Origin of the sequence: Photobacterium sagamiensis (genome assembly GCF_050337085.1) — a bacterium.
GTDB classification, from domain to species: Bacteria; Pseudomonadota; Gammaproteobacteria; order Enterobacterales; family Vibrionaceae; genus Photobacterium; species Photobacterium sagamiensis.
The window spans coordinates 1-12,359 of record NZ_JAKJSP010000028.1 but is presented as its reverse complement, the minus strand read 5'-3'; the positions used below and the strand labels follow the sequence as shown (position 1 = coordinate 12,359).

Below are 12,359 nucleotides of genomic sequence, written 5' to 3'. Positions count from 1 at the left end.
ACTCGATTAACAATGCCAGTACAGTTAACAAAAGCCTGCGCTCTGGGCGTTTTGCTGACGGTTGTCAGTGGTTGTGCCAGCAAGCCTGAGCCCCAAGCAAATCAGGTCAATATTGCCCCTGATACTTATGTTACCTTGCCAGCCCCCGCAGCCCTTGGACAAACACTGGCAGCCAGCCAGCTCATTACTGCGCAGTGGGCCGAACAGAGCCACCAGCTCCCCGTACAGCTGCAAGTCGATCAGCAAAAAATTGCGCTTGCCGGTTTTTCATCCTGGGGCTCACGTATTCTCAGCCTGACTTATGAAAATCAGACCATTGAAGCCAGCGTACTGCCGGGGCTTGGCGAAACGCTGCCGCAACCGGAGCAAGTACTGTTCAATCTGATGCTCACCCTGTGGCCGGTAGACGCCTGGCACAGTCCATTGCAAAGCATCGGCTGGCAATTGATAGAAATGTCACAGCATCGCCAGCTTATTGATGATAAAGGTAATGTTGTCGCTGATGTTGAATATAAAGCAACACCGCATCTCGCTGGTGACATCGTGTTTACCCATTATCAGTTGGGATACACCATTACTATTAAAACGTTAAATTACGGCCCATTAAAATAAGTTCGATAATTCGCGATGACTATAAAAATATCAAAAACCAACAGACTCTCGAAACATGAACCTAGTCCGGTATATATCCACGGGTGTGGTTTTAACTCCGCGTTAGGCCTTTATGCCGAGGAAATACATGCTCGTCTGCAACAGGGGCGGTCACCTGACATGATCCCTATATCGGGGTGGCTCAATGACGGAACAGATACGGTTGTGGGAAAAGTGGTCAGTGAACTGCCCGCCATTCCTTCACGCTGCAAACAGCAGGATACGTATAATAACCGCCTGGCATTATCGGCATTGCTGCAAATTGCCGAGCCTATCGAGCAAGCCATTGCCCAATATGGCCATGAACGTATTGCCGTTATTGTCGGTACCAGTACCTCAGGTATTGCTGATGGCGAGCGAGCACTCACTGCCAAAAATGAAAATGGTAACTTTCCTGAAGATTTTCATTATTACCAACAGGAAGTTGGTAATCCGAGCGAGTTTATTGCCGACTACTTTGACCTCACAGGGCCGGTTTATACCCTTTCTACCGCTTGCTCTTCCAGCGGCCGGGTGTTTTTGTCAGCCAAACGGCTACTTCAAGCCGGTATTGTAGATGCCGTGATCGTCGGCGGTGCTGATTCTTTATGTCGTCTGACATTAAACGGATTTCATGGTTTAGAGGCGCTTTCCAGCACCTTGTGCAATCCTTTTAGTAAAAACCGCGATGGCATCAACATTGGCGAAGCGGCAGCCTTCATGCTGCTGTCTCTTTCAGCTGAGCTACAACCACTTAATGCTGATAAACCACAACAAATCGGTAATAGTGACACGCCAATTGCATTATTAGGTGCTGGTGACAGTTCCGATGCCCACCATATTTCAGCCCCACATCCGGAAGGAAACGGGGCAGAAGAAGCAATGCGAAAAGCATTAGCTGATGCCGGGTTAACGCCGCAAGATATCGGTTATGTTAATGCCCATGGCACCGCAACGCCGCTTAATGATGAAATGGAGGCCAAAGCCATTCACCGGGTATTCGGCCCGCAAACACCCGTCAGTTCAACCAAACCTTTCACAGGCCACACCCTGGGGGCTGCCAGTGCGGTAGAAGCCGCCATTTGCTGGCATATTCTGCGCTACAATATCAACCTGCCCGCGCAGATCAATGATGGTCAGATCGCCGATAACTTAGCGACGGTAAATCTGGTTCAACCCAAAACAAAACTGACGAAACAGGCGGTTTTAAGTAATTCTTTTGCCTTTGGTGGCAATAACATCAGCCTGATCTTTGGGTATGTCCATGACTAGTATTCCTCACCTTCATCAACTGCTTCCACACGATACGCCTATGGTGTTAGTTGACGAGCTTATCGACGTCGGTGAAGAGCATGTTCACTGCCAGGTCACCATCAGTGATCGCTGTATTTTCTTCAATCCAGATAGCCGAACCATTCCGGGTTATGTCGGCATTGAATTTATGGCGCAGTCTGTTGCCGGCTGGTCTGGCTATCATGCCTGGCGACAAGGTGAAGCCTCACCCATAGGTTTTTTACTTGGCTGCCGCCGCTACCAAACTAACTGCAGCGCGTTTAAGGAAGGCGATGTACTCGACATTTATGCCGAGCGCATAATGGAAAGCAATGGCATGGCGGTATTTAGCTGCCGTATTGAATGCCAGGGCAAAGAACTGGCGTCCAGTCAGCTGAATGCCTTCGTACCACCCCAAGAAAAATTAGATCAATTGTTAGGCAGTTTTCAAAACAATAGGAACCACTCATGAACCGACACGTATTAGTTACAGGTGCGAGCAAAGGCATCGGACGTGCTATTGCAACTCAGCTTGCTAAAGATGGCTTTATTATTGCCGTCCATTATATGAGTGATAAATCAGGCGCAGAAACCACATTGGCCGATATTGAACAAGCCGGGGGTTCCGGTCGTCTAATTCAATTTGATATCTGTGATCGCACCCAGAGCCGAGAACGGCTGGAAGCCGATATTGCCGAACATGGCGCCTATTATGGCGTGATCAACAATGCGGGGATAACCCGAGATACCGCCTTCCCTGCCATGACAGAAGAAGAGTGGGATGGCGTGATCAGCACTAACCTCGACAGCTTCTATAACGTACTTCACCCGTGTGTCATGCCGATGGTACAAAAACGCAAAGGTGGCCGTATTATCACCATCGCATCAGCGTCAGGCATTATGGGTAACCGCGGTCAAACCAACTATAGTGCTGCCAAAGCCGGTGTTATCGGCGCAAGCAAATCACTGGCTCTTGAACTGGCAAAACGCAAAATCACCGTTAACTGTGTCGCACCGGGGCTGATTGATACCGGCATGGTCGAGGAGCACGTAAAAGAACAAGCGTTACCACTGGTGCCGCTTCGCCGTATGGGGGAGCCCGAAGAAGTGGCAGGGCTGGTCAGTTATCTGATGTCTGATATTGCCGCTTATGTCACCCGCCAAGTTATTTCTGTAAACGGAGGTCTTGTATGACCCGTCGCGTTGTTGTTACAGGTATGTCTGGTGTTACCGCCTTCGGTAATGACTGGACAAGCGTTGAGCCTAAACTCCGTGCATGTGAAAATGCCACAGTGTACATGACTGACTATGAGCAGTATGACGGTTTAAATACCAAGCTGGCGGCCCCCATCGCAGACTTCACTTTGCCCAAGCATTACACCCGTAAAAAGATCCGCTCAATGGGCCGGGTTTCCAAGCTTTCCACTATTGCAACTGAAAATGCCCTGCTCCAAAGCGGCTTGATCGATAACGACGTGCTGACCAACGGCCAGACCGGTATTGCTTACGGTTCATCAACGGGCAGTACCGCGGCAATCGGTGCCTTTGGTGTGATGCTAAATGAAAAGACCACCAAAGCGATTACCGCGACCACTTATGTACAGATGATGCCGCACACCACTGCGGTGAATGTCGGTCTGTTCTTCGGTTTGCGTGGCCGGGTGATCCCGACCAGCAGTGCCTGTACATCTGGCAGCCAGGCAATTGGTTATGCTTATGAAGCCATTAAACATGGCTACCAGACCGTAATGGTTGCCGGCGGGGCAGAAGAGCTATGCCCGACAGAATCAGCGGTCTTTGATACGCTGTTTGCGACCAGCTTGAAAAACGACGCGCCGAAGTCAACTCCCCGTCCTTTCGATACTGAACGTGATGGCCTGGTGATCGGTGAAGGTGCAGGTACATTAGTACTGGAAGAGTACGAACATGCCGTTGCCCGCGGGGCGAAAATTTATGCAGAGCTTGTCGGCTTTGCCAGCAACTGTGATGCTACCCACGTCACCCAGCCTCAAATGGAAACAATGCAGATATGCATGGAAATGGCACTGAAAGATGCCGGCCTGTCGGCTGATGCCATCGACTATATTTCAGCCCACGGTACCGCAACGGAGAAAGGCGATATTGCTGAAAGTAATGCCACGGCCAACATCTTCGGCAACAAAGCGCCGATCAGCTCGCTAAAGAGCTACTTCGGTCATACCTTAGGTGCCTGTGGTGCCATTGAGGCGTGGTTAAGTTTGGAGATGATGAACAGCGGCTGGTTTACCCCTACCCTGAATCTGGACCACATTGATGAACGCTGCGGCGACCTCGACTACATTACCGGGCAAGGCCGCGAGTTAGATTGTCAGTATATTATGAGCAATAACTTTGCCTTTGGTGGGATCAACACCTCACTGATATTCAAGCGCTGGCAGGGCTGACTTTAACTCTTATCAGCGATAAAACTAACAAACCTTTAAAAATCCCCGACCAATATTGGTTGGGGATTTTTTTTATAAGAACAAACGCCAGTCACAGACTAAACTTTCAGACAAGCTGACTGGTTATACCAATCGGGATAATAACCACAGGGGCAGTCATAAGACCGGGTCTTCGATGTTAGTGTCAATCGAATGAAGATGTGAATGAAAGAACACAGGGAGTCGTGCAATGAAAAATATTTTTGTCTTTGGAGCCGATGAATTCAACCTTGCACTGATGCGGTCGATGGAGGGGGCACAGGCATATCGCTTTCATGAGCTGTATCACCACCGCGATATGAAAGCAGAGCCCGTGTTACCGGTCAAGGCGCTGTACGAAGGCGCCCTTAAGCAGTTAAATAACTTTCCCGGCACCATTGATGCCATTGTCGGCTACTGGGACTTTCCTGTCAGCACCATGCTTCCCTTGTTGCGTCAGCCTTTCGGCCTGCCCTCTCCGAGCTTCGAAGCGGTGCTTAAATGTGAGCACAAATACTGGAGCAGGCTGGAACAACACCGGGTGATCCCGCAATACATACCCGATTTCTGTGATGTAGATCCTTTCGAGGATGATCCGCGCCGGCAGATCACCCTTGATTATCCATACTGGCTCAAACCCGTAAAAGCGGCTTCATCAAGTCTCGGTTTCATGGTGCGTAATGATGACGAACTCGCGCATGCCATCCAGGTAATACGCAAAAATATCTTCCGGTTTGCCAAACCGTTCAACTATCTGTTGCAGTTTGCGGATCTGCCCGATGATGTCGCTGCAATCGACGGGTATCACTGCATCGCCGAGGAGATCATCTCCGAAGGCCAGCAGTGCACGCTGGAAGGCTATGTCTATAACGGTGACGTCTGTGTCTACGGTGCTGTCGATTCGATCCGCGAAGGGGAGCATCACTCCAGCTTTTCACGTTATCAGTACCCTTCATTGATCCCAGAGCAGATCCAGAACAAGATGATCGCAGTCACTCAACGATTCCTTAGCCATATCGGTTTCGATAACGGCCCGTTCGATATTGAATTTTACTGGGACACGGAAAATGACAATATCTGGCTACTGGAGATCAATGCCCGCATATCGAAATCGCATTGCCCCTTATTCCTCCACGTCGATGGTGCGTCCCATCATCAGGTAATGCTTGATCTGGCTTTGGGGAAACAGCCCGAATTCCCGCACCGTCAGGGACCATACCACTACGGGGCAAAGTTCATGTGGCGAGTATATGAAGATGCTATGGTTAAACGAGTGCCGACAGACCAAGAGTTGCAGGGCGTCAGACGCCAGATCCCTGATGCAGAGATCCTGCTGCATATTCATCAGGGAATGCGGTTGTCTGAGCTAAAATCCCAGGACAGCTACAGTTATGAGATCGCCGACATCTTTCTCGGTGGCGACACTCAGAAGGAGCTGCTTGAGAAATACCGTACCGTTCAGCAGATCTTGCCGCTGGAGCTTGCGCCACTTATCTCAGCGGCGAAATAACAAACACGAAATATACCAGAGGGGGAACTATGGAGATCGTCGAAACCTTTCCGCACCGGATCCGACACCTCGAACACACCTGGATCCCAATGAGCGACGGCACCCGTCTGGCCGCACGGATCTGGATGCCCGAGAATGCCGAAGCCAGTCCGGTACCGGCGATCTTCGAATATATCCCCTACCGTAAACGCGATGGTGTGCGTCTGCGTGATGAAACCTTTCACCCCTATTTCGCCGGGCACGGCTACGCCTGTATCCGTGTCGATATCCGTGGCAGCGGCGACTCGGAAGGGGTGCTGACCGACGAATACCTGCAACAGGAGCTTGACGACGGGGTGACCATTATCGAGTGGCTGGCACAACAGCCCTGGTGCGACGGTAACGTCGGTATGATCGGTATCTCCTGGGGCGGCTTCAACGGGCTGCAGATCGCCGCTATGCAGCCGCCACAGCTCAAAGCCGTTGTCAGCGTCTGCTCCACCGATGACCGCTATGCAGACGATGTGCACTATATGGGAGGCTGTTTGCTGGGGGATAATCTTTCCTGGGCCTCGACCATGTTCGCCTACAATTCCCTGCCGCCGGATCCGGAGATCGTCGGGGATAAATGGCGCGAGATGTGGTTTGAGCGCCTGAAGGGCAGCGGCCTGTGGCTGGATACCTGGCTCAAGCATCAGCGTCGTGATAAATACTGGCAACACGGCTCGATATGCGAAGACTTTTCCCGCGTGCAAACACCAGTCATGGCTGTGAGCGGCTGGGCCGATGGCTACAGCAACGCGGTTTTCCGACTACTGAGTAATTTACAAGGTCCACGCATGGGCTTGATTGGCCCCTGGAGCCACAAATACCCGCACATTGGTGTGCCCGGCCCGGCCATTGGTTTTCTGCAGGAATGTCTGCGCTGGTGGGACAAGTGGCTAAAGGGGATAGAGACCAACATTATGGATGAACCCATGCTGCGGGCATGGATGCTCGACAGTATGCCGCCGTCAACCTTTTACCATCAGCGCTATGGCCGCTGGATCTCTGAACCCGGCTGGCCCTCGGCCAATATCAGCACCCAGACCTTCAAACTGGCTAGATATCGTCTGGTTGACGAGAACGCCGAGGTGGAAGAGTGCGCCTTATCGCTGCAGTCGCCATTGAGCAACGGCCTGTTTGCAGGCAAGTGGTGCTCATATAGCGCGACGCCGGATCTGCCCCATGATCAGCGCGAGGAAGAAGGGGGGGCCTTATTATTCACCACTGATCCGTTCGAAGAAGCCTTTGAGATACTCGGGGCCCCGGTGATCGAACTGGAGATTTCGTCCAATAAACCCGTGGCGATGGTGGCTGTACGATTATCCGACGTGCACCCGGATAACAAGAGCACCCGGGTAACCTACGGCCTGCTGAACCTGACCCATCGCGACAGCCATGAAAAACCGACACCGCTCAAGCCGGACAAGTGCTATCGAGTGCAAGTACAGTTAAATGATGTAGCACAGACCTTCCCCAAAGGGCACCGGATCCGTGTCGCCATCTCTTCCTCCTATTTCCCGCTGGCCTGGCCTTCGCAGGAATCGGCCCAATTGAAGATCTATACCGGTAACAGCCGCTTGCTATTACCCGTACGTGCCCCGCGGCAAGAGGCCATTTCTTTCCCACCAGTACAAGCCGCAGCCTCCGGCACAAAAAAGCAAATCAAAGAAGGTCATCACAACTGGCGGGTGATCCGAGAGCTGGACAAGGACATCTCCACCCTGGAAGTTATCAATGACAATGGCAGCTACCGGCTTGACGATATCAATCTGGTTGTCAATCGCAAAACCGAAGAGTGGTACTCCTACCAAGGCGATGACTTTCAATCTCCACAAGGTAAAACGCGCTGGCAATGGGGATTCAAGCGCGGAAACTGGTCGGTGGAAACCACTACTCGTACCCTGCTGCACTGCGATGAGTCCTATTTCTATCTGGACGCAGAGCTGGATGCCTATGAAGGCGATAAAAGAGTCTATTCACAAAACTGGAACCTGCGCATCAAACGTGACCTGGTTTGAGGTAGTGCTGGTATATAGCCAAGCCACCTCAAGATGCACTGAACTCTGTATCTTGAGGTGGTTTGGGTATAGTTGGGCTTTCTTTATCTGGCATCAAAACAAATCATCACGAAAATTGATTTAATTCTAATCAATTCCAATAAGCCTGATCATTACCGCTGGTAGCATTTAAGGATATTTCATTGATTATTACACCTGTTATTAAAGGGGTCGTTGCACGCTCTGCCCATCCATTAGGCTGCCAGCAAGTTGTTCGCAATCAAATTAACTACGTAAAATCGGCCGCCCCCATAGCTAACGGGCCGAAGAAAGTCCTGATCTTAGGCGCATCATCCGGTTTTGGTTTAGCCTCGCGTATCGCACTTGCCTTTGGCGGTGCAAGCGCAGATACCATTGGTGTCTCATTCGAGCGAGGCCCCAGCGAAAAAGGCGTGGGCAGTGCCGGCTGGTATAACAATATCTTCTTCCGTCAAGAAGCAGAAAAAGCGGGCCTGATTGGTAAAAATTTTGTTGCTGATGCGTTTTCGCCACAAACCCGACAACAAGTGATTGATTACATCCAAACCGAATTCGGTGGCCAGCTTGATTTAGTGGTCTACAGCCTGGCAACGGGCGTACGTCCAGACCCTGAAACAGGTGAAATGTGGCGATCTTCCATTAAAGCCATCGGCGAATCCGTTACAGGGCCAACGATCAATCTTGAAACAGATACGATGGAACAAATGACCATCGAATCGGCTCTCGAAGAAGAAATTAAAGCGACAGAGAAAGTCATGGGCGGTGAAGACTGGGCCAGCTGGATTGACATTTTATCTGAGGCTGGTGTGCTTGCCGAAGGGTGTAAGACCGTGGCTTATTCCTATATCGGTGCAAAAAGTACCTACCCTATCTACCATCAGGGAACACTGGGACGAGCCAAAATGCACTTACATACCACCAGCCATACACTGAATGACAAACTGGCAACCATTGGCGGCAGTGCCCATGTCTCGGTATGTAAAGCTCTGGTCACCAAAGCCAGCGTCTTTATTCCTGCATTCTCACCTTACATCCTGGCACTGTTTAAAGTGATGAAAGAAAAAGGCTTGCATGAAGGCTGTATCGAACAGATGCAGCGACTGTTTGCTGAGCGGTTATACGGCGCAGAGCATACTGTGCCGGTTGATCCTCAGCGCCTGATCCGCATTGATGACTGGGAGCTAAGTGATGATGTGCAGCAGGAGGTCGATACCCTCATGACCCAAATAACCCATGATAATTTTACCCAGCTCGGTGATTATCAGGGCTATAAATCAGACTTCATGCAGCTAAATGGTTTTGGCCTTAAAGGCGTTGATTATCAATCCGATATCTGCTTTGACAGCTTGCAAAGATTAATGCCGTAAATTGGTCCTAGTGAAGGTGAACAATAAGGGTGCCCGTTTCGGGGCCCTCCAATAGAATGGTTCTTAACGTTATTGAGTGAGTCCAAGGCTTCATTCATTACATGGAAAATATAGTTTTCTCAACGGCTCCCTGGAACAGGTGAGCTTTCGGACCTTGGGAGAAAATAGCGACATCTTCACCAGAATGGGTTTCACTACCGAAGATGTTCTCTGCAAAAAAAGCAACGACTGATAGGAGCGACTGATCGACTGATAGGACAGGCATACTTAAGAAACCATCTAACGACTGATAGGACAGGCATACTTAAGAAACCATCAATCCTGTTAGTTTCACTCCATAGCAACACCAATCCCAATCTGATCCTCTGCTCCTTTTCAATCCCAACACATACGCTATGGTCATTATTCAACCAGCTAGGAGCAACTCATGACCACCGCCAGAAAACAACAGATTTGCCTTGAATCAACGCCCTATTACCACTGTGTTTCACGCTGTGTGCGGCGCACCTTTCTCTGTGGCTACGATGAAGCAACAGAAACGTCTTTTGAACACCGTCGCGAGTGGATTGAAGCGAAGATCAAACAACTCAGCAGTATCTATTGCATTGATATTTGTGCCTACTCAGTAATGAGTAACCACTACCACCTGGTAGTGCATATTGATAAAGAGAAAGCACAAGCGTTAACAGATCAGGAAGTCATTGAACRCTGGTGTACCCTTCATAACAAACCGGTTCTGATCCAGCGGTTGCTGACTGGTGATACTAAAAGCGACACCGAATTCAACGCCTGCAAAGCCATCATCGACGACTGGCGTTCTCGTCTCGCCAACCTCAGTTGGTTTATGCGAGAACTCAATTTAGATATTGCCACTAGGGCAAATAAAGAAGATAAATGTACAGGACATTTCTGGGAAAGCCGCTTTAGGTGCCAGGCATTACTGGATGAACAAGCGCTGGCTGCTGCAATGGCCTATGTTGATTTAAATCCTATCCGTGCTGGCATTGCTAAAACGCCGGAAAGCTCCGAATATACGTCGATAAAAGCAAGGTTACAGGATCTGAAAGATGAGAAGCTAACCGCCCCTTCTCTTCACCCTTTCATTGGCAACCCCAGCAACACCATCATCAAAGGGATCCCAATGCGATTGATGGATTACATAGAACTTGTTGACTGGACGGGTCGACAGCTTCGTGAAGGTAAAACGGGATATATTGAATCCAACACACCGCCAATTCTTCAACGTTTAAGTATCGAACAGCAAGATTGGATAAAAGCCTGTACACAGTTTGAACGACAACGTGCGTTGCTCATTGGCTCATCGCGATCCATTCAAATTGCAACGGTAACTTTCAACCGTTCTCGGGCACAGGGTTACAGGCTCACCTCGTAATTCGCTTTAGAAAATCAAAGATTCCCCCTTCATTCTGCTTCAAGAAGGATACCCTCTGCCTCTAACAGCGAAACAGCCACTAAAGAACATCATATTAAGACTATTATAGGCTAGAAAAGTAACAGCATCTGTTAAATATGCCTGTCCTATTTCTCCTCCTAGTTACCATCCAGTAACTCTCGAACTATCAATTACTTTCTGCAAAGAGATGTCATTACGCGTCGTATTTTTTGAAATAAAGAATTCAATCAATTCTTGCTTAGGAATAGGTTTAGAGTAGTAATAGCCTTGTAAGAAATCTGCACCATTCTTGATTAACGAAATAGCTTGTTCTTGATTCTCAACTCCTTCCGCCACCGTAAACATATCCATATTATTAGCTAAGCCAATAATAGTGCTCACTATATTCATTGATTGATGATCACTGAGCATCTCAGATACAAAACTCTTGTCTATCTTTAAGCAATCAGTCTTAAACTGTTTTAATCGCAACAACGATGACTCTCCCGTTCCAAAATCATCAATGGCAATTTTCACCCCAAGAGTCTTTATTTCTTTAATAGATTCAACAACACTACTAAACTCATGATTAAATGCACTTTCAGTAAGTTCTAACTTTAAGTTTTTAGAGTTAAATTGGTACTTTGAAAGTAATGCTTTGAGTTTAAATACAAACAACCCATCTAAAAGCTGTATTGGTGAAATATTAACTGCAACGTAATCCAACTTTATGTTGTTCTGTGCTAATTCTAAATATGTTTTAAGTGACTCTTCAAGAACAAATATACCTAAGTCATTGATCAATCCTATACTTTCAGCAACTGGTATGAATTCCAAGGGAGAAACAAAGCCTAGAGACTTAGAGTGCCAGCGCAATAATGCCTCGCATGTACAACATGATTTTTTTACTGCAGGGTATATAGGACAGGCACACTTAAGAAACCATCAATTCTGTTAATTTCACCGTACCGCAATGCTTATCCCAATCTGATTCCCTGCCCCTTTTCAGGCCCAACATATAAGTTATGGTTATTATTCAATAAGCCAGGAGTTAGTCATGACCACAGCGAGAAAACAACAGATATGTCTGGAATCAACGCCCTATTACCATTGTGTTTCACGTTGTGTACGACGCACGCTCTTATAGGACAGGCATACTTAAGAAACCATCAATTCTGTTAATTTCACTGCATCGCAACACCAATCCCAATCTGATCCACAGCCCCTTTTAAAGTCTGGCATATGAACTATGGTCATTATTCCACCAACAAGGATTGACTCATGACCACCGCCAGAAAACAACAAATATGTCTACAATCAACGCACTACTACCACTGTGTTTCACGTTGTGTGCGGGCGCACCTTTCTCTGTAGTTACGATGAAGCAACAGAAACGTCTTTTGAACACCGTCGCGAGTGGATTGAAGCGAAAATCAAACAACTCAGCAGTATCTATTGCATTGATATTTGTGCCTACTCAGTAATGAGTAACCACTACCACCTGGTAAGTAACTAAGAAAAACTTATTTCAAATAAGTTGCCATAGCCATCTAACAAGGCAGCGATTTCTGCTTCCAGTGTTTCTTTACTCCAAGTAATAAAGCGGCGTCTGTAATACTTGGCCTGTTTCCAAAGGATTTCGATCAGATTCAATTCCGGACTGTATACCGGAAGATAGACCAATAT

The 12,359-nt window shown here is 48.5% G+C and carries 12 protein-coding genes and 1 pseudogene; 10 read left to right on the top strand and 3 right to left on the bottom strand.

The window, feature by feature from the left end:
• Window positions 1–12 precede the first annotated feature (12 nt).
• From L4D76_RS14390 to fabV, 8 genes are all read left to right on the top strand, one after another.
• The gene (locus L4D76_RS14390; protein ID WP_428441583.1) at window positions 13–612 is read left to right on the top strand and encodes a DUF3261 domain-containing protein; all 600 of its coding nucleotides are present in this window, start codon (window positions 13–15) and stop codon (window positions 610–612) included.
• A 15-nt stretch (window positions 613–627) separates the two neighbouring features.
• Window positions 628–1,902 (top strand): beta-ketoacyl-[acyl-carrier-protein] synthase family protein, encoded by a 1,275-nt coding sequence (locus tag L4D76_RS14385; RefSeq protein WP_428441582.1) that lies wholly within the window; start codon window positions 628–630, stop codon window positions 1,900–1,902.
• Complete coding sequence (locus tag L4D76_RS14380; RefSeq protein ID WP_428441581.1) at window positions 1,895–2,374, top strand: hotdog family protein; 480 nt, start codon at window positions 1,895–1,897, stop codon at window positions 2,372–2,374. The genes L4D76_RS14385 and L4D76_RS14380 overlap by 8 nt, the downstream gene beginning before the upstream one ends.
• Complete coding sequence (locus L4D76_RS14375; protein WP_428441580.1) at window positions 2,371–3,096, top strand: 3-ketoacyl-ACP reductase FabG2; 726 nt, start codon at window positions 2,371–2,373, stop codon at window positions 3,094–3,096. Before L4D76_RS14380 ends, L4D76_RS14375 begins: the two co-directional genes overlap by 4 nt.
• Entirely contained in the window at window positions 3,093–4,325 is a 1,233-nt protein-coding gene (locus L4D76_RS14370) for a beta-ketoacyl-ACP synthase (RefSeq protein ID WP_428441579.1), read from the top strand. The genes L4D76_RS14375 and L4D76_RS14370 overlap by 4 nt, the downstream gene beginning before the upstream one ends.
• 286 nt (window positions 4,326–4,611) lie before the next feature.
• Window positions 4,612–5,853, top strand: a complete 1,242-nt coding sequence (locus L4D76_RS14365; protein ID WP_428441578.1) for an ATP-grasp domain-containing protein — start codon at window positions 4,612–4,614, stop codon at window positions 5,851–5,853.
• A gap of 29 nt (window positions 5,854–5,882) precedes the next feature.
• Window positions 5,883–7,895 (top strand): CocE/NonD family hydrolase, encoded by a 2,013-nt coding sequence (locus L4D76_RS14360; protein WP_428441577.1) that lies wholly within the window; start codon window positions 5,883–5,885, stop codon window positions 7,893–7,895.
• 182 nt (window positions 7,896–8,077) lie between these two features.
• On the top strand, window positions 8,078–9,280 hold the full coding sequence (fabV, locus tag L4D76_RS14355; RefSeq protein WP_428441576.1) for an enoyl-ACP reductase FabV: 1,203 nt from the start codon (window positions 8,078–8,080) through the stop codon (window positions 9,278–9,280).
• 97 nt (window positions 9,281–9,377) lie between these two features.
• On the opposite strand, the gene L4D76_RS14350 is transcribed toward fabV, so the two are convergent.
• On the bottom strand, window positions 9,378–9,545 hold the full coding sequence (locus L4D76_RS14350) for an alkaline phosphatase (RefSeq protein WP_428441575.1): 168 nt from the start codon (window positions 9,543–9,545) through the stop codon (window positions 9,378–9,380).
• 162 nt (window positions 9,546–9,707) lie between these two features.
• Between L4D76_RS14350 and L4D76_RS14345 the strand changes: the two genes are divergently transcribed.
• Window positions 9,708–10,673: a transposase gene (locus L4D76_RS14345; RefSeq protein ID WP_428441574.1), complete on the top strand. Its 966-nt coding sequence runs from the start codon at window positions 9,708–9,710 to the stop codon at window positions 10,671–10,673.
• Window positions 10,674–10,835: 162 nt separating this feature from the next.
• Here the strand turns inward: L4D76_RS14345 and L4D76_RS14340 are convergent, their stop codons facing one another.
• On the bottom strand, window positions 10,836–11,594 hold the full coding sequence (locus L4D76_RS14340) for an EAL domain-containing protein (protein WP_428441656.1): 759 nt from the start codon (window positions 11,592–11,594) through the stop codon (window positions 10,836–10,838).
• 360 nt (window positions 11,595–11,954) lie between these two features.
• On the opposite strand from L4D76_RS14340, the pseudogene L4D76_RS14335 reads away from it, so the two are divergent.
• A pseudogene (locus L4D76_RS14335) lies at window positions 11,955–12,180 on the top strand (transposase); the annotation flags it as partial.
• A 5-nt stretch (window positions 12,181–12,185) separates the two neighbouring features.
• Here L4D76_RS14335 and L4D76_RS14330 read toward each other — a convergent pair.
• The gene (locus L4D76_RS14330) at window positions 12,186–12,356 is read right to left on the bottom strand and encodes a transposase (RefSeq protein WP_428441655.1); all 171 of its coding nucleotides are present in this window, start codon (window positions 12,354–12,356) and stop codon (window positions 12,186–12,188) included.
• Window positions 12,357–12,359: the final 3 nt, after the last annotated feature.

Coding starts and splice junctions, on each gene's coding strand:
- L4D76_RS14390 (WP_428441583.1), top strand. CDS start 13: ATGCCAGTACAGTTAACAAAAGCCTGCGCTCTGGGCGTTTTGCTGACG.
- L4D76_RS14385 (WP_428441582.1), top strand. CDS start 628: ATGACTATAAAAATATCAAAAACCAACAGACTCTCGAAACATGAACCT.
- L4D76_RS14380 (WP_428441581.1), top strand. CDS start 1,895: ATGACTAGTATTCCTCACCTTCATCAACTGCTTCCACACGATACGCCT.
- L4D76_RS14375 (WP_428441580.1), top strand. CDS start 2,371: ATGAACCGACACGTATTAGTTACAGGTGCGAGCAAAGGCATCGGACGT.
- L4D76_RS14370 (WP_428441579.1), top strand. CDS start 3,093: ATGACCCGTCGCGTTGTTGTTACAGGTATGTCTGGTGTTACCGCCTTC.
- L4D76_RS14365 (WP_428441578.1), top strand. CDS start 4,612: ATGGAGGGGGCACAGGCATATCGCTTTCATGAGCTGTATCACCACCGC.
- L4D76_RS14360 (WP_428441577.1), top strand. CDS start 5,883: ATGGAGATCGTCGAAACCTTTCCGCACCGGATCCGACACCTCGAACAC.
- L4D76_RS14350 (WP_428441575.1), bottom strand. CDS start 9,545: ATGCCTGTCCTATCAGTCGATCAGTCGCTCCTATCAGTCGTTGCTTTT.